This window comes from Bradyrhizobium sp. WSM1743, from assembly GCF_000473065.1.
Taxonomy (GTDB): domain Bacteria; phylum Pseudomonadota; class Alphaproteobacteria; order Rhizobiales; family Xanthobacteraceae; genus Bradyrhizobium.
In genome coordinates this window covers 37442-55180 of record NZ_AXAZ01000017.1, presented here as the reverse complement: position 1 = coordinate 55180, position 17739 = coordinate 37442, and the positions used below count along the sequence as shown (strand labels likewise).

The 17739-nt window shown below is 64.5% G+C and carries 14 protein-coding genes; 9 read left to right on the top strand and 5 right to left on the bottom strand.

What is annotated here, in order from left to right; genetic code table 11:
- The first annotated feature begins 2 nt into the window (after positions 1-2).
- The 8 genes from tmk to YU9_RS0113845 all read left to right on the top strand — a co-directional run bounded on the left by tmk (position 3) and on the right by YU9_RS0113845 (position 8502).
- A complete protein-coding gene (gene tmk, locus YU9_RS0113880) occupies positions 3-689 on the top strand; it encodes a dTMP kinase (protein ID WP_027573386.1) in 687 nt (228 codons plus the stop codon).
- Complete coding sequence (locus YU9_RS0113875) at positions 686-1732, top strand: DNA polymerase III subunit delta' (protein WP_027573385.1); 1047 nt, start codon at positions 686-688, stop codon at positions 1730-1732. Before tmk ends, YU9_RS0113875 begins: the two co-directional genes overlap by 4 nt.
- 110 nt (positions 1733-1842) lie before the next feature.
- Positions 1843-3813 carry a methionine--tRNA ligase gene (metG, locus tag YU9_RS0113870; RefSeq protein ID WP_084298953.1) on the top strand — a complete coding sequence of 657 codons (1971 nt, stop codon included), beginning with the start codon at positions 1843-1845 and terminating at the stop codon, positions 3811-3813.
- 13 nt (positions 3814-3826) lie between these two features.
- A complete protein-coding gene (locus tag YU9_RS0113865) occupies positions 3827-4603 on the top strand; it encodes a TatD family hydrolase (protein ID WP_027573383.1) in 777 nt (258 codons plus the stop codon).
- 13 nt (positions 4604-4616) lie between these two features.
- Positions 4617-5414, top strand: coding sequence for an MBL fold metallo-hydrolase (locus tag YU9_RS0113860; RefSeq protein ID WP_027573382.1), 798 nt, complete (start codon positions 4617-4619; stop codon positions 5412-5414).
- 163 nt (positions 5415-5577) lie between these two features.
- Complete coding sequence (locus YU9_RS0113855; RefSeq protein WP_027573381.1) at positions 5578-6171, top strand: TRAP transporter small permease; 594 nt, start codon at positions 5578-5580, stop codon at positions 6169-6171.
- Positions 6172-6173: 2 nt separating this feature from the next.
- A complete protein-coding gene (locus YU9_RS0113850; protein ID WP_027573380.1) occupies positions 6174-7487 on the top strand; it encodes a TRAP transporter large permease in 1314 nt (437 codons plus the stop codon).
- Positions 7488-7524: 37 nt separating this feature from the next.
- The gene (locus YU9_RS0113845; protein WP_027573379.1) at positions 7525-8502 is read left to right on the top strand and encodes a TRAP transporter substrate-binding protein; all 978 of its coding nucleotides are present in this window, start codon (positions 7525-7527) and stop codon (positions 8500-8502) included.
- Positions 8503-8561: 59 nt separating this feature from the next.
- On the opposite strand, the gene YU9_RS0113840 is transcribed toward YU9_RS0113845, so the two are convergent.
- From YU9_RS0113840 to YU9_RS0113830, 3 genes are read right to left on the bottom strand one after another with little or no spacing between them, the layout of a single operon-like run.
- The gene (locus YU9_RS0113840; RefSeq protein WP_027573378.1) at positions 8562-10211 is read right to left on the bottom strand and encodes an acyl-CoA synthetase; all 1650 of its coding nucleotides are present in this window, start codon (positions 10209-10211) and stop codon (positions 8562-8564) included.
- A gap of 20 nt (positions 10212-10231) precedes the next feature.
- Positions 10232-12121 (bottom strand): TRAP transporter large permease subunit, encoded by a 1890-nt coding sequence (locus tag YU9_RS0113835; RefSeq protein WP_027573377.1) that lies wholly within the window; start codon positions 12119-12121, stop codon positions 10232-10234.
- 15 nt (positions 12122-12136) lie between these two features.
- Complete coding sequence (locus YU9_RS0113830; RefSeq protein WP_027573376.1) at positions 12137-13156, bottom strand: TRAP transporter substrate-binding protein; 1020 nt, start codon at positions 13154-13156, stop codon at positions 12137-12139.
- 463 nt (positions 13157-13619) lie between these two features.
- Between YU9_RS0113830 and YU9_RS0113825 the strand changes: the two genes are divergently transcribed.
- Positions 13620-14825 (top strand): Xaa-Pro peptidase family protein, encoded by a 1206-nt coding sequence (locus YU9_RS0113825; RefSeq protein ID WP_027573375.1) that lies wholly within the window; start codon positions 13620-13622, stop codon positions 14823-14825.
- A 683-nt stretch (positions 14826-15508) separates the two neighbouring features.
- Here the strand turns inward: YU9_RS0113825 and YU9_RS0113815 are convergent.
- On the bottom strand, positions 15509-16324 hold the full coding sequence (locus YU9_RS0113815) for a hypothetical protein (protein ID WP_027573374.1): 816 nt from the start codon (positions 16322-16324) through the stop codon (positions 15509-15511).
- A gap of 86 nt (positions 16325-16410) precedes the next feature.
- The gene (gene fsrB / locus YU9_RS0113810) at positions 16411-17703 is read right to left on the bottom strand and encodes a siderophore utilization protein FsrB (RefSeq protein ID WP_027573373.1); all 1293 of its coding nucleotides are present in this window, start codon (positions 17701-17703) and stop codon (positions 16411-16413) included.
- Positions 17704-17739: the final 36 nt, after the last annotated feature.

The window sequence follows — 17739 nt, the reverse complement described above, 5'->3', positions numbered from 1 at the left end:
TCATGAGTGAGAGCGCGGCACAGCGGCCGTCCGGACGCGGACGCTTCATCACCTTTGAAGGCGGCGAGGGCACGGGCAAGTCGACCCAGATCAAGAAGCTCGCTGACCGCCTAAAGGCGGCGAAGCTGCGCATCCGGGTCACGCGTGAGCCGGGCGGCTCGCCGGGCGCCGAGATCATGCGTCATCTGGTGCTGTCGGGCATGGGCAAGCTGCTCGGCCCCGAGGCGGAGACGCTGCTGTTTGCCGCCGCGCGCGATGACCATGTCCGCACCGTAATCCAGCCGGCGCTGAGCCAGGGCGTCTGGGTGCTGTGCGACCGCTTCGCCGACTCGACGCGGGCCTATCAGGGCAGCCTTGGCCGCGTACCTGAGGGCCTGATCAACGCCATGCAAAGGGTCACCATCGGCGATCTCAAGCCCGATCTCACCATCATCCTCGATCTGCCGGTCGAGATTGGCCTGCAACGCGCCGCCGCGCGCCGCGGCAGCGGCACGCCTGACAGGTTCGAGGCCGAGAAGCTCAGCTTCCACCAGGGCCTGCGCGAGGCCTATCGCAAGATCGCGGAGGAGGACCCCGCGCGCTGCGTGCTGATCGACGCCAATTCTGACCCCGACACGGTCGCCGGGCGCGTCTGGACCGCGCTGCGCGAGCGTCTGCTCCCCACGCCTGCATCGGTGATTTCCGCATGAGCCCGCGTCAGGCCGAGCGCGAAACCGCCATTCCGCATCCGCGCGAGACGTCGCGGCTGTTCGGCCATCGCGAGGCCGAGGCCGCGCTGCTTGCGGCCTATCGCAGCGGGCGCATCCCGCATGCCTGGCTGATCGGCGGACCGCAAGGGATCGGCAAGGCGACGCTGGCCTATCGCATGGCGCGCTTCGTGCTCGCCCATCCTCAGCCGCTCGCGCCCGCCGTGCAGCGCGCCGAAGACCTCGCGATCGGCCCTGACGACGCCGTGGCGCGGCAGGTGGCGGCCAGCTCGCATGGCGGCCTGCTGACGCTTGAGCGTACCGCCAACGATCGCGGCGTGATGCGAACCGTGATCACCGTGGACGAGACGCGCGAGACGATCGCGTTCTTTGGCTCGACCGCGGCGGCCGAAGGCTGGCGCGTCTGCATCGTCGACACGGTCGACGAGCTCAATCCAAACGCGGCCAACGCGCTTCTGAAAATTCTCGAGGAGCCGCCGCAGCAATCGCTGTTCCTGTTGGTGAGCCACGCGCCGGCGCGGGTGCTCGCCACGATCCAGTCGCGCTGCCGCAAGCTGCGCCTGCGTCCGCTCGCCACGGATGATGTGATCGGGGCAGCAGCTTTGGCAGCTGAGCTCGATCCGGACGATCCCGCGCTGCGCGAGGCGGCCGAGGCTTCCGAGGGCAGCGTCGCACGGGCGCTGACGCTGCTCGGTGGCGACGCCTTGAAGCTTCAGCAGCGCACGGCGGCGCTGCTCGCGCGCCTGCCGCAGGTCGATCCGCGCGAATTGCACACGCTCGGCGATTCGCTCGGGACCAGCGACCGCGTCGCGCTTGCCGCCTTCATCGACGGCATCGACCGCTGGATCGCGGAGCGCCTGCATGCGGATGAGGCCAATGCCAACCAGAACCTGCCGCGCCTTGCGCGCCTAGCTGAGGTATGGGAAAAGATCGTCCGCGCCGCGCGCGACACCGAAACCTACAATCTGGAGCGAAAACCCCTGGTTTTCTCGGTGTTCGGCTGGCTGGCGGACGCAACGCGCTAGAGCATGATCCGGAAAAGTGTGCAGCGGTTTTCCGAAAGGATCATGCTCAAAACAACAACCGAACACAGGTTCGTTTCCAAATTTCGGACAAGCCGGTAAAGGAATTCGTGGTGGCAACGCGAGCTAAGAAGACCGTGAAACGCAAGAGCGGCGAGCAGGCTGCCAAGAAAGCTGCCAAGAGAGCTGCGAAGAAGGCCGTGAAGGCGCGCGCGAGCAAAGCCGCCAAGAAGGTCAAGAAGACCAAGAAGGCTGCCGCCAAGAAGAGCGTGAAGAAGGGCGCAGCAAAGAAGGCCGGCAAGAAGGCTGCGAAGAAGCAGGTCGTCGTCAAGAAGGCTTCGACGAAATCAGCTGCTAAAAAGCCGGCCAAGGCTCCGGCGAAGAAGGTCGCGAAAAAGGCGGCTGCGCCTGCCGTGACCGCCGCGCCGGCTCCTGTCGTCACGCCGCCGAAGGCCGTGAAGAAGGCATCGAAACCCAAGACCCCGCGTGCGCCGAATCCCGTCGCGGCTCCGCAAGCCGCCGCGCCAAGGGTCGCGCCCGCGCGCGACAACGTTTTCTACATCACGACTGCGATCGCTTATCCCAACGGCAGCCCGCATATCGGTCACGCCTATGAGGCGATCGCGACCGACGTGCTGGCGCGCTTTGCGCGGCTCGACGGCAAGGATGTGTTCTTCCTGACCGGCACCGACGAGCACGGTCAGAAGATGGTTCAGACGGCGGCCAGTGAATGCATGTCCGCCTCCGCGCTCGCCGCTCGCAATGCGGGCCGCTTCAAGGAGATGGACGAGCGTCTGAACGTGTCGTTCGACCGCTTCATCCGCACTACCGAGGAGCAGCATCACCGCTCCAGCCAGGAAATCTGGCGGCGCATGGAAGCGAACGGCGACATCTATGCCGATATCTATTCGGGCTGGTACTCGGTCCGTGACGAGGCCTATTACGCCGAAGACGAGACGCGCGTGAACGACGACGGCGTGCGGCTCGGGCCGCAGGGCACGCCGGTGGAATGGGTCGAGGAGAAGAGCTATTTCTTCTGCCTCTCGGCGTACCAGGACAAGCTGCTCAAGCTCTACGCGGATCACCCTGATTTCATCGGGCCGGACTCCCGCAAGAACGAGGTGGTGAGCTTCGTCAAGGGCGGCCTGCGCGATCTCTCGATCTCGCGCACCACGTTCGATTGGGGCGTGAAGGTGCCTGGCGACGAAGAGCACGTGATGTATGTCTGGGTCGACGCGCTGACCAACTACATCACCGGCGTCGGCTTCCCAGATGAGAGCGACAAGAACTGGCGCTACTGGCCTGCCGACGTGCACATCATCGGCAAGGACATCATCCGCTTCCATGCGGTGTATTGGCCGGCCTTCCTTCTGTCGGCCGGGATCCCGTTGCCGAAGCGGGTCTATGCCCACGGCTTCCTGTTCAACAGGGGCGAGAAGATGTCGAAGTCGGTCGGCAACGTCGTCGATCCCTTCAACCTCGCCGACCAGTATGGCGTCGACCAAGTGCGCTATTTCTTCCTGCGCGAGGTGCCGTTCGGCCAGGACGGCAACTACAATCACGAGGCCATCGTGGCGCGCATCAATGCCGATCTCGCCAACGATCTCGGAAACCTCGCGCAGCGCTCGCTGTCGATGATCGCAAAGCAGCTCGGCGGCGTGCTGCCGGAGCCCGGCGAGTTCAGCGACAACGACAAAGCGATCCTGGCGATGGCCGACGGCATGATCGCAGCGTCCCGTGAGGCCATGACGACGCAGCAGATCCACCAATGGCTCAATGCCGTCTGGGCCGTGGTCGCGGAGGCCAACCGCTATTTCGCGGGCGAGGCGCCGTGGGCGCTCGCCAAGACCGATCCTGCCAGGCAGAAGACGGTGCTCTACGTCACTGCCGAAGTCGTGCGCCAGATCGCGATCCTGGCTCAGCCCGCGATGCCGACAGCCTCCGCATTGCTGCTCGACAGCCTCGGCATCCCTGAAGGCGAGCGCAGCTTCGCAATGCTCGGCGGAAGCAAGCGTATCGCACCGGGCTCGACGCTGCCGGCACCGAAGCCCGCCTTCCCGCGATACGTCGAGCCGGCAGCCTGAAGGCGTTCGCGTGATGCTGGTCGACAGCCACTGTCATCTGGATTTTCCGGACTTCGCCGAAGATCTCGACGGGATCGTATCGCGGGCGCGCGCGGCCGGCATCGCGCGCATGGTCACGATCTCGACGCGGGTACGGCGGCTGAAGGACCTGCTCGCGATCGCCGAGCGCTATGACGACGTCTATTGCTCGGTCGGCACCCATCCGCACAACGCGGACGAGGAGGACGGCATCTCGCCGGTCGAGCTTGTTGCGTTGACTGAGCACCCCAAGGTCGTCGCGCTCGGCGAGGCCGGGCTCGACTATTTCTACGACAACGGCTCGCCGGAGGCGCAGGCGAGGGGCTTTCGCGCCCACATCGCCGCCGCCCGCACTACCGGCCTGCCGCTGGTGATCCACACCCGCGAGGCCGACGAGGACTGCGCACGCATTCTGGAAGACGAGGCGGCCAAGGGATCGTTTCGCGCCGTGCTGCATTGTTACACGGGCGGGCGCGAGCTGGCGCTCAAGGCAGTGTCGCTCGGGCTCTATATCGGCTTCACGGGAATCCTGACCTTCAAGAAATCGGAAGCTCTGCGCGCGCTCGCCGCCGAACTGCCATCCGATCGTATCCTGGTTGAAACAGACTCGCCCTATCTTGCGCCGGGCAAGTTCCGGGGCAAACGCAACGAACCCGCTTATGTGGTCGAGGTCGCAAAAGTGCTCGCCGAGACGCGCGGCGTGTCGCTTGACGAGATTTCGCGCCAAACAAGCGAAAACTTCTTCCGTCTGTTCTCGAAGGTGAAAGCTTGAGACTGGGAGCCACATGACGCTGACGCTGACGATCCTGGGCTGCGGCTCCTCCGCCGGTGTGCCGCGCCCGGCGCTCGGCTGGGGGGCCTGTGATCCCAACAATCCCAAGAACCGCCGTCGCCGCTGCTCGCTGCTGGTCGAACGGACCTCCGAGCACGGCACGACACGCATCGTGATCGACACCTCGCCGGACCTGCGCGAGCAATTGCTCTCGACCAATGTCGACCACATCGACGCGGTGTTCCTGACGCATGAGCACGCCGATCAGACTCACGGCATGGACGATCTGCGCTCAGTCGTCATGCACATGCGCCGGCGCATCCCGACCTATTTCAACCAGTCGACCGCCAAGGACATCATGGCGCGGTTCTCCTATTGCTTCATCTCGCCGGAGGGCAGCGACTACCCGCCGATCCTGACGCGGCATTCGATCGAGGCGGGCGAGAGCCAGACCATCCTGGGGAAGGGCGGCGCGGTGACGATGACGGCCTTCCTGGTGCAGCACGGCGCCATTCCCGCACTCGGCTACCGCATCGGGGATGCTGCCTACACGCCTGATCTCAATGACATCCCGCGTGAGAGTTGGGGCGCATTGGAAAATCTCGACCTCTGGATCGTCGACGGACTGCGCTACACCGGCCATGTCAGCCATTTCAGCATCAACGACGCGCTGTCGTGGATCGAACGTTTCAAGCCGAAGCGCGCGGTCATCACGAATATGACCGCCGACGTCGACTACGAGGTCATCAGGCAGTCACTGCCCCCTGGCGTGGTGCCGGCCTATGACGGGCTGCGGCTGGAGACGCGCTGAACCTACGGTGGAAATTCCGGCGCCAGCCGGCACACTCCTTGCTTGCGCCGGTCCCATCATGTTGATCTAACGTCTGAAAGACAGGCGCTGGGCAGGGCGATATTCAAGCTGGACCGGCACCTGATGCGCAATTGCGGGGTCGGTTGAAACGCCTCGTGTGAGGATGGGGATCGCGTTGGCAGGGGATGATGTAGCGGCTCAGGGACTGGTGCGACGCGCTCTGGATCTCCTTTATCTCGGCGCGGGGTACGCCGCGGGCATCTTCCTGGTTGCGATCTTTGCAATCATGATGGTCATGTCGGTCGGACGCCAGTTTGCGATCAACATTCCCGCCGGCGATGATTTCGCGTCCTGGTGCATGGCCGCGATGGCTTTCCTCGGCCTCGCTCACACCTTCAAGCGCGGAGAGATGATCCGCGTTGGTCTGCTACTGGAACATCTGCACGGGCGGACCAAGCAGATCGCCGAGATCGTGGCGCTCGGTATTGCCACCGCCTTCATCCTCTATTTCACCCGCTATGCCGTGCAGATGACCTACGACTCCTGGCGCTTCAACGATGTGGCGCAGGGCGTCGTCGCGCTTCCGCTCTGGATTCCGCAGCTCGGCTTTGCCGGCGGCCTTGCGATCCTTTCGATTGCGCTCATCGATGAGATGGTCAATGTCGTCGGCGGCAACCGGCCGAGTTACGAGAAGGGCTCGCCGGACGAGACGCCGGATGAATTCATCGAGCGCATCTCGCAGGGCGGCGGAGGTTGACCATGGCCAATCTCGGCATGATCGAGCTGTCGTTCGTCCTGCTCGGCGTCATGATCCTGCTGCTCGGAAGCGGCGTCTGGATCGCGGTTTCGCTTGGCCTCGTCGGCTTCGTGGCGATGGCGCTGACGACCAGCCTGCCGCTCGGCGCCGTGCTCGCCACCACCACCTGGAGCGCCAGCTCCTCGTGGACGCTGGCCGCACTGCCGCTGTTCATCTGGATGGGCGAGATCCTCTTCCGCACCAAATTGTCGGAAGAGATGTTCCGGGGGCTGTCGCCCTGGGTTCAGTGGCTGCCCGGGCGCCTGACCCATGTCAATGTGATCGGCTGCGGCATCTTCGCGGCGGTCTCGGGCTCTTCGGCGGCGACCTGCGCGACGATCGGCAAGATCGCGCTGCCCGAGCTCGACAAGCGCGGCTACGACAAGAGCCTGAGCCTCGGCTCGCTCGCGGGCTCCGGCACCCTCGGCCTCTTGATTCCACCCTCGATCCCGATGGTGGTCTACGCGGTCACGGCGAACGTCTCGGTGCTCCAGGTCTTTCTCGGCGGCTTTCTGCCGGGGCTGCTCGTGATCGTGCTCTATTCCGGCTACATCATCATCTGGTCGTTGCTCAACCCGAAGAAGATTCCGCCGCGCGATCCGCCGATGCCGTTCCGGCAGAAGCTCCGCGAGTCCGCCAAGCTCGCGCCCTGCCTGCTGCTGATCCTGGCGGTGTTCCTTTCGCTCGTTCTCGGCTTTGCGACAGCCACGGAATGCGCTGCATGGGGCGTGTCCGGCGCGCTGCTGCTGGCGTGGTGGAGCGGCACGCTCACGCGCAAGAACTTTCTCGAGAGCATCATGAGCGCGACACGCCTGACCTGCATGATCATGCTGATCCTGGCAGGTGCGGCCTACACCACGGCTGCGATGGCCTATACGGGTATTCCGGCGGCGCTCGCCACCTGGGTCCAGGGGCAACAGCTCACGCCGAGCATGCTCGCGCTCTATCTGAGCATCATGTACATCATCCTCGGCTGCTTGATCGACGGCATCTCGATGATCGTGCTGACCGCCGTCATCGTGCTGCCGATGGTCAAGCAGGCCGGGCTCGACCTGGTCTGGTTCGGCGTCTATCTCATCATCCACGTCGAGATGGCGCAGATCACGCCGCCGGTCGGGTTCAATCTGTTCGTGCTTCAGAACATGAGCGGCCGCGATACGTTCACCGTTGCGCGGGCAGCGTTTCCGTTCTTCGTCTTGCTGCTGGCCGCGGTGTTCATCATCACGGAGTATCCGCAGATCGTGATGTTCTTACCTAAGCTCGCTTTCCCGGACTGAGCGTACCTATTTCAGATTGACTGTGAGGAGAAGCCCGATGATGTCCCGTTTATTCCGCGCGTCCTTGATCGCCGGCGCCGTGCTGGCCGCAACGCCCGCAATGGCCCAGACCAAATGGAATCTGCCGGCGGCCTATCCTGCCGACAATCCGCATTCCGAGAATCTCGTCGCTTTCGCCAAGGACGTCGAGGCCGCCACGTCCGGCAAGCTCCAGATCACGGTTCATCCGGGCGCCTCGCTGTTCAAGGCACCCGACATCAAGCGCGCGGTGGTGACCGGGCAGGCGCAGATGGGTGAGGTGCTGCTGTCGATCCACGAGAACGAGGACCCAATCTTCGGAATCGACGTCGTGCCGTTCCTCGCCACCAGCTTCCCCGACGCCATGAAGCTGTATCAGGCCTCCAAGCCCGCGATCACCAAGAAGCTCGATGCGCAGGGCCTCAAGCTGTTGTTCGCCGTGCCGTGGGCGCCGCAGGGCGTCTATGTCAACAAGCCGCTGGCGACGATCGAGGACATGAAAGGCCTGAAATGGCGGGCCTACAATGTCGGGACCGCGCGCATCGGCGAGCTGGTCGGCGCCCAGTCGGTCACGATCCAGGCGGCCGAACTGCCGCAGGCGCTGGCGACCGGCGTGGTGAACTCCTTCATGTCGTCGGGCGGCACCGGCTACGATGCGAAGGCCTGGGAGTCGCTCAAGTATTTCTACGACGTGCAGGCCTGGATTCCGAAGGATTACACCTTCGTCAACAAGGCCGCGTTCGAGGCGCTCGACAAGCCGACCCAGGAGGCCATCCTCAAGGCCGCCGCGACGGCGGAGACCCGCGGCTGGAAGGCCTGGCAGGACAAGAGCACCTGGTACATCGATCAGCTCAAGGCGAAAGGCATGACCGTCGAGCCGCCGAGCCCGGCACTCAAGGCCGGCTTCCAGAAGATCGGCGAGCAGCTCACGGCCGACTGGCTCAAGAAGGCGGGGCCCGACGGCCAGGCGGTGGTCGACGCCTACAAGAAGATGTGAGGGCGGAGTCTTCCGCTCGCCGCGCTCGGGGTGCGGGCGGAAGACTCTCCAGGCTGCTCTCAGGCCGAGATCGCCTTCGCCGAGCCCACCTCGTTGCGCAGCAGGAATTTCTGGATCTTGCCCGTGGACGTCTTCGGGATCGGCCCGAACACGACCGCCTTCGGCGTCTTGAAGCCGCTCATCTGCGAACGGCAGAAGGCGATGATCTCGGCCTCGGTTGCGCTGGCGCCGTCCTTCAGCTCGACGAAGGCGCAAGGCACTTCACCCCATTTCGGATCGGGTTTTGCGACCACGGCTGCGAACAGTACGGCCGGGTGCTTGTAGAGGATGTCCTCGACCTCGACGGAGGAGATGTTCTCGCCGCCGGAGATGATGATGTCCTTGGAGCGGTCCTTGATGATGACATAGCCGTGCTCGTCGAGCACCCCGAGATCGCCGGTGTGAAACCAGCCGCCTTCGAAGGCTTCCTTGGTCGCCTTCTCGTTCTTGAGATAGCCCTTCATCACGATGTTGCCGCGGAACATGACCTCGCCGATGGTTTCGCCATCGCGCGGCACCTCCTGCATCGTTTGCGGGTTGATGACGGTGACGGCTTCCTCGAGCGGATAGGGCACACCCTGCCGGCGCTTCATCCGCGCGCGTTCGGCGGGCGGAAGCTCGTCCCAGCCGGGCTGCTCGGCGCAGACGGAGGCGGGGCCGTAGACCTCGGTCAGGCCGTAGACATGTGTCAGCTTGATGCCGATGCTTTCGGCGCCTTCGAGCACCGCGACCGGCGGCGCAGCGCCGGCGATCAGGCCGATGACGCGGCGGGCGGCATCGCCTTTGGGCGCATCGGGCGCGTTGATCAGCGTGTTGTAGACGATCGGCGCGCCGCACATGTGGGTGACGCCGTGCTGTTTGATCAGCTCGAAGATCTTGGTCGGCTCGACCTTGCGCAGGCAGACATTGATGCCGGCAGCGGCCGCAATGGTCCAGGGGAAGCACCAGCCGTTGCAGTGGAACATCGGCAGCGTCCAGAGATAGACCGGATGCTGGCCGAGATTGCCGGCGAGGATGTTGCTGACCGCGTTCAAGTAGGCACCGCGATGATGGGTGACGACGCCCTTGGGATTTCCCGTCGTGCCCGAGGTGTAGCTCAGCGCGATCGCGTCCCACTCGTCATTCGGCGTGATCGCGGCGAAGTCGGGATCGCCTTGGGCAACGGCGGCCTCATAATCGATCTCGCCGATCCGCTTGCCGCCCTTGAAGGCGGCGTCGTCGACATCGATCACGAATGGCTTTGGCCCGCTCATCTGCGCCAGTGCGTCGGTGATCACGCTGGAAAATTCGGGATCGACCAGAATGATTTTCGCCCCGCCATGATCGAGCTGGAACGCGATCGAGGGCGCATCGAGGCGGATGTTGAGGGCGTTGAGCACGGCGCCGGTCATGGGCACGGCGAAGTGCGCCTCGTTCATCGCCGGGATGTTCGGCAGCATCGCCGCCACGGTGTCGCCGACGCCGATGCCCTTGCCCGCCAGATAAGAGGCAAAGCGTCGGCAGCGTTCGTGCGTCTGCGCCCAAGTGAAGCTGCGCCCCTCATAGACCGTGCTGACGTTATCGGGATACACCGCGGCGCTGCGGGCGAGGAAGCTTAGCGGGCTCAGGGGCACGTAGTTGGCGAGAGTCTTGCCGAGGCCGATATTGTATGGGTTCTGCCGCTCACTCATCGACACCTCCTGAAAACGCCTCAAAGGAATCCGATCGATATCCAGGGGAAGATCGCGACGATGATCAGTCCCACCAGTAGCGCCAGCAGATAGCCCCAGATCGGCTTGATGCCTTCGGCGGGATCGACGCGTCCGATGGCGCAGGCGGCATAATAGCCGACGCCGAAGGGCGGGGCGAATAGCCCGATACCCATGGCGAGGATGATCACCATGGCATAGTGCACCTCGTGCACGCCGACGGCGCGGGCGATCGGGAACAGCAGCGGGCCGAACAGCACGATGGCCGGTATGCCCTCCAGCACGCTGCCGAGGATGGTGAAGGCCAGGATCGACACGGCGATGAAGGTCGCGGCCCCGCCCGGCAATCCCGTCATGGCGGCGGCCAGCGAACGCGAGAAGCCTGATTGGGTCAGGCCCCACGCCATACCGGTCGCCGTGCCGATGATCAGGAGGATCGCACCCGACAGCGCCGCCGTCTCGACCAGCATCGGAAACAGCCGCCGCCAGTCGAAGCGGCGGTAGACCAGGAGGCCGACAAGAGCGCCATAGACGATGCCGATGGTGGAGACCTCGGTCGCCGTCGCGATGCCCTCGACCACGGCGTAGCGGATCACGAAGGGCAGCGCGAGCGCGGGCAGGGCGACGATGAAGGTCTTGCCGATCTCGGATGAAGTGGCGCGGCGGACGTGGCTCATGTCCTCGTGGCGGTAGCGCCACCACACCAGCATGCACAGCGTGATCGCGAGCACGACGCCGGGCAGCAGGCCGCCGGTGAACAGCGCCGCGATGGAGACGCCGGTGACCGAGCCGATCGTGATCAGCACGAGGCTGGGCGGGATGGTCTCGGTCTGGGCGCCCGTCGCCGCAAGAAGCGCGACGAGGTCGCCGGGCTTGGCGCCACGCTCTTTCATCTCGGGAAACAGCACGGGCGCAACTGCGGCCATGTCGGCGGCCTTGGCGCCGGAAATGCCTGAGACCAGGTACATGGCGCCGACGAGGACGTAATGCAGGCCGCCCCTGACATGGCCGAGCAGGCTCGCCAGGAACGCCACCATGGCCCGCGCCATGCCGGTCATCTCGATCAGGAGCCCAAGGAACACGAACAGCGGCACCGAGAGCAGGATGAGGTGGCTCATGCCCTCGTCCATCCGCCCAACCAGCACCATGACGGGCGTGCGCGTGGTCAACGCGAGATAGCCGAAGATGGCGAGGCCAAAGCCGAACGCAATGGGAACGCCGGCAAAGACGCAGAAGCCGGCGACGCCGACGAAGAAGATGACGAGGTTGAGGTTGCCGAGCGGCCGCAGCGACGGCTCTGCCAGCCAGAACAGGCCGATCACGACCGCAACCGACGTCACGGCAGCGGCGACCATCCGGTAGTCGGCTGCGCGCAGCAGCCGGAGCAAGGCAAAGGCCGCCATGAAGCCGATGCCGGCCGGCAGTGCGGCAGCGCGCCACATATTGGAGATCTGGAGCGCTGGGGTGGTGATGTAGCTCTCTTCGTACGCATAGTCGCAGGACGGCCAGACGATCAGCGCAAGGAACGCCAGTGCCGCTGAGGTTGCGACCAGATCGAGATAGGCCCGCGTCGCCGGCCTGGCGCTGGCCACGACCGCGGTCATGCGCATGTGCTCGGAGCGGCGGAACGCGACCGCCGCGCCCAGCATGGCCAGCCACAGGAACAGGATCGAGGCGAGCTCGTCCGACCAGATCAGCGGCCGGTGCAGACCGTACCGCGCGACCACGCCGGCAAACAGGATCACGATCTCGGCGACGACCAGGATCGCCGCCGGGATTTCGACGAGCAGACCGAGCGCGCGTTCAAGTGACGTCAGCAACGAAGGTCGGCGAGGGGACTGAACAGCCGCCTCGCCCGTCACTTCGATCACCTCGACCTCGACATGAGCCATGACGGCCCCAACGCGTTACGACAGCTTGCCGACGGCCTTTTCCAGGAGGTCCCAGGCCTGATCGCCATACTTACCCTTCCACTCGGCATAGAAGCCGGCGGACCGTAGCTTGTCGCGGAACGGCGCGACCGCGGGCTGGTTGAAGGTCAGGCCCTTGCCCGCGAGCTCCTGCTGCAGGTTGGCATTGAGCTTGGCAGTGTCCTCACGCTCCTTGACCGCGGCGGCATTGATGTTCTTGGCGACGATTGTGCGCACGTCCTGGGGCAGCTTTTCCCAGGCTCTGCGGTTGGCCAGGAACCAGAAGCCGTCCCACATATGGTTGGTCAGCGAGCAGTATTTCTGCACCTCGTAGAGCTTGGCCGTCGAGATGATCGCCAGCGGGTTTTCCTGGCCCTCGACGATCTTGGTCTGCAGCGCGGAATAGACCTCGCTAAAATTGATCGAGGCGGGCGCCGCGTCGAACGCCTTGAACATCGAGGTCCACAGCGGCGACACCGGCACGCGGATCTTGAAGCCCTTGAGGTCATCAGGGCCGGTGATCGGCTTGGTCGAGGACGTCGTCTGGCGGAAGCCGTTGTCCCAGATCTTGTCCATGACCTCGAGGCCGGCCTTCTTGATCTCGCCGCGGACATGGGCGCCGAGATCGCCGTCCATGGCCTTCCAGACCGTGTCGTAGTCCGGGAAGGCGAAGCCGATGCCGTTGATGGACGCCGCCGGCACCAGGGTCGACAGGATCAGGCCTGACAGCGTGAAGAACTCGACGCCGCCGGAGCGGATCTGGCTCAGCATGTCGGTGTCGGAGCCGAGCTGGTTGTTCGGGAAGATCTGGAGGTCAAACTTGCCGTTCGTCTCGCTCTTGATCGCCGCCGCCATCTCCTTGGCGCGCACGTTCAGCGGATGGGTGTCGGGCAGGTTATTGGCGTATTTGTAGGTGAACTCGGCGCTCTGGGCGCGGGCCACATGGGGCGCACCGAGGCCGCCCAGGACCGCGGTCGCGGCGGAGGCCTTGAGAAGCGTGCGTCGGGAAAAGCTCATGGGTCTGCTTCCTCGGAAGGTTTGTTGTTGTTCTGAGATGCAAACCTATACGGACGGTCGGCCTTAAGGTCATCTGCGATCTCGCGGAAGCCTCGCTTATTGCAGCCGGACAAGGGCACGGCAATATCGGCTTTTGGCACAGGGCCCGATTTCAAAATCTGAAAAACAACCCCATGCACAGTAGCCGTCAAGAGCTCAAGCGACGGTCGAGGCGCGGATCGACAACGGCACGCAAGTGGAAATGCGATGGCAGGAATTTCGTCTAAACAATTGATCTGATTGTATATATAAATATTCCATAATATACCTTATGCGAATCGTGGTGCGTCGATTGGCCAAGATCCCAGAGCTATCGGAACCCTGCTTCCGGTCGGGAGCCAACCGGCCATCCGACTGTTAATCGGATGGTCGCAAACAGGAATGTGCCGGCAGATCAAACCGCAGCGGCCATTGGAGGATCGTCATGCAGGAGACCGTTGCCCGCGCCGCGGCCGCGCGTGCCATTCCATTCGATGCCGCCAAGCTCGACCGTCTCATGGAGGCCGCCGGACTTGATGTCCTGATCGCGACCTCCAAGCACAACGTGCAGTACCTCCTAGGCGTCGAGCGTGCGATCTTCTTCGATTATATGGATGCCTTGGGAGTCAGCCGCTATCTGCCAGTGCTGGTGTATCCCAAGGGTGCGCCCGAGAAATCCGTCTATATTGGTCACCGGCTGGAAACTCATCAGCGCGCCGTCACGCCGCCCTGGGTGCCGCAGGTCCGGACCGAATCCAACGGTTCGGTGGACGCCGTCACGCGGGCTGCCGACCTCATTCGGCAATCTGGCGTACCAATGAAGTGGATCGGGATCGAGATGCCGTTCCTGCCAATGGATGCAGGGAAGGCGCTGGCCGACGCCCTGCCCGGCACCGAGCTCAAGGACGCGGTGCTGGTGCTGGAGCGGCTGCGGGCCGTCAAGTCGGTGGAAGAATTGGCGAAGCTCAAGACGGCGTCCGAGCTCGTCGTCGCATCAATGCTTGCGGTGATCGCCGGGCACGGTCGGGGCACGACCAAGCGGCAATTGTCGGATGCGTTGCGCCTCGCCGAAGCCAATCGCGGCCTAACCTTCGAATACTGCCTGCTCGCCTGCGGCAGCAGCCACAACCGTGCGCCATCATCGCAGCACTGGCAGCAAGGCGAGGTGCTGTCGCTGGATTCCGGAGGCAATTATCACGGCTATATCGGCGACGTCGCGCGCATGGCCGTGCTGGGCGAGCCCGACGGTGAACTGAAGGATTATCTTGCCGAGATCGAGGCCGTCCAGCGTGCCGCGTTCGCCGCCGTCCGTCCGGGTGCCATGGGCGGCGACATTTATGTCGCGGCCGAGCGGCAACTCGCTCAGATCACCCAGCGCGACTGCACGGAGTTCCTGGCCCACGGCATGGGCCTCGTCAGCCACGAGGCCCCTCGCCTGACCGCCAAGGGTCCGGTGCCCTACGACGACACCGACGCCCGCCAGCCGCTCGCCCCGGGCATGGTGGTCTCGATCGAGACCACGATGAAGCATCCGAAGCGCGGCTTCATCAAGCTCGAGGACACGGTCGCGGTCACACCAACCGGCTACGAGATTTTTGGCGAGGGCGGCCGCAGTTGGAATTTGGGTGGCGGCGGGCTCACCGCGAGATAGCGTTGAGCGTCTCAGCAGCCTTACGCGCAAACAGGTCGCGGCACGGCGAGAAGGGTCCCTCCTTGTCGCGCGGCGAACGGCGAGCGATCACAGTCCCTTCAATAACTTCGGCCCGGGCCAGACGAGCCGCGCGAGCCTCGCGCGCCGCGGAAGTAGCGGCACCACCCGTCCGGGCTGATAGGTCCGGCAACGATCTCGCAGCTGCCGGGTGGCCGGAAGTGGGTACAAACGCCGCAGCGTTGGGCTCCGTTTGGTTGATACTGATACTGCGCTACCTCTTTCGGGATGGGCCTGCGTGCGCGGGCATAGGCACCCGCGGCATATCCTGCCGTGCCATGGGCCCACGCCGGAGCTACAGTCGCGCCCGCAAGGGCTGCGCCGCAGAGCGATTTTTCGATGAAGCCGCGGCGAGAGAGACCTTTATCGGGCTTGTTGCTAGAGGAAGAGCTTGCACCTACCTGCTTGGATTGATCACTCATCGGTCGCCTCCTGGCGGTACCGCCTTCGGCAAATAGGATTTCCCTGTAACCCACAAACCGTGCCGGAATATTCTTAGTTCCTAATTATCCTCCGGTTACCGCGCCGGTCGCCGACTCGTCGATCCGGCGCAGCATGTCGGCGGGGTTCATCACAGGCGCGAAAAGCGCCGGATTGCCTGAGTTCGTCCGGCCCATAGCCGCGCTCTAGCGCAGTGGCAGCAAGTCCAACTGGCTCTGCGCCTTCTTGACAGCGGCCGCGAACCAGCTTTGGCTCGGCGCTTCCTTGGCAAAGCACTTGGTGTAGGCGTCCATTGCCTGGTCTTCGCGGGCCATGGCGTCCTGCGGCGCCTTCCTGGCCATCACCTGCTTCCAGACCTTCTCGCAGGCCGGGATCTCGGCCGTCTTCACGGCGTCGGTTGCGGCAAGGTAGAAGACCTTGTCGCCCTGGATCGCAACCACGCCAATCTCGCTCGGCGGCCCCTTGAGCCCGCCATTGCCGCGCACGCCGAGCACCGCGACCGCGGCGCTCGCGGCGGCGGGCTTGGTGATCGGCAGCTCCCCATATTTCGCGAAGGCGGCGTCCTGAATGGCGTAATAGTAGAAGCGGTCCGACCTCAGCGCCGCGCCGATCTCCTGTGGCATACCATCCTCGCGGTGCTCGGCAAGCCAGTGCTTGAGCAGCCCGGTCGTGGTCACCACCGCTTGCATTTTGTCGCCTTCGGAAGCGAAGCCGAGCCCGTCGAGATGGCCGAAGCCGGAGTCACCCTTGAAGAGCGTGTCGACATTCGACTTGCCGTCGGCCGGAAGCCCCTTGATCGCGACCGGGCCCACCAGTGTGCGCAGCGCGGCGGCGAGCTCCCTCAGCGCTGCGTCATGCTGCTTCGAGGTCTCTTCGCTCTCCTTGGCCTTCGAGAATTTGACGATGTAGCGATCGCGCACGTCGAGATAGTGCTGCTCGGGCGTGGCCGCATGTGCGCAGGCCCCGAAGACGAGCAGGCAGAGCAAGGCCAGCGATCTCATTGCAATTCCGGAAGACTGAGGAGCGATCTCCAATCTTTGTGCCGGCACCGGGTGCGAAGGTTCATCCCTTGACAGAAGCGGGAGCCCTACTCTGCCGGCGTGAGTTGCTGCCGGGTCAGGCGCATCGCCGCGGTCTCGCGCACGCGAACACGGGCGCGGCGCTTGCGCCACCAGACCACGACCCCGGTCACCGAGAGCGCCGCCACCACCAGTCCCATGACCGAGATCAGGATGCGCCCGAACAATCCGACGATACGGCCCGAATGCAGCGGAAACTGCGCCTGCACAAAGACGTCGGCGGCGGTGCCGACCCAGGGCAGCCGCTCGCCAATGGGGCGGCCGTCTTCGCTGTCGTAATAGAGCTGCGCCGGACCGACGCCGCCGGCACCGTGGTCGTCGCCGGGGTGGAAGAAGGCGGCAGCATAGACGCCATGAGCCGGGCCGTAATTGATCGAGCCGACCGGCGTAGTCCACCCGCGCGCCTTGCCGTCGGCAGCGGCGCGTGCGGCGATGTCGGCGAAGGTGACCTTGGGCTCAATGGGATCATCGAGATCGCGATAGGGCCGCTGCTCATAGGGCGTCGGCGTATAGTTCGACACCATCTTCATCAGCGGCGAGAACACCTCGAAATAGAGGTTCAGCGAGAACGCCGTGAAGGCGATGATGAACAGCACGCCCCAGGTCCAGAGGCTGAAGGCGCGGTGGATGTCGAAATTGATCCGGTAGGCGCTGCCCGAGGTCTTGATGGTCCACGCCGGCGCCCAGCGCGCCCAGAAGCCGCGCTCGAGCTGGCGTGCGACTTCAGGCGCCCGCGCGGCCTTGGCGCGCCGCCGCGAGGGCAGCGTCAGGTAGAAGCCGACGAAGCAATCGATGGTCCAGATGATGGCGATCACGCCGAGCACGCGCATGCCCCAGCGGTCGCTGCCCCAGAACTCCGGGATGTGCATCGTGTAATGCAGCTTGTAAAGGAACGAGACGAAGTTCTCGCGCGTGACGGGCCACACGGCGCCCCAATAACGCCGGCCGAGCTCCGCACCGGTGTTGGGATCGAGGAAGACCTGATTGTAGTCGAGTGGGTAACGCTTGCCGGTCGCGGGATCGATCCGCGGCATGACGAAGAACCACAGCGAGTGGCCCTGCTCCGGCGTCATGAAGAGATAAACGACGCGCGCGCGCGGATCGCGCTGCTCGATCATCTTGGCGAGCTCGATCGAGGGAATCGCCGGGCCCTTGCTGCTGACGTCGAACAGATGGCTGTTCAGGACGTCGTCGATCTCGTGATCCCAGGAGATGATCGCGCCGGTGATGCCGGAGAAGAACAGGAATCCGGCCGTGAGCAGTCCCGCCCAACGATGCAGCCTGCCGAATATCGCTCTCATCGTCTTCCACTCTCATCCAGCGGGTCCGGCCCCCAG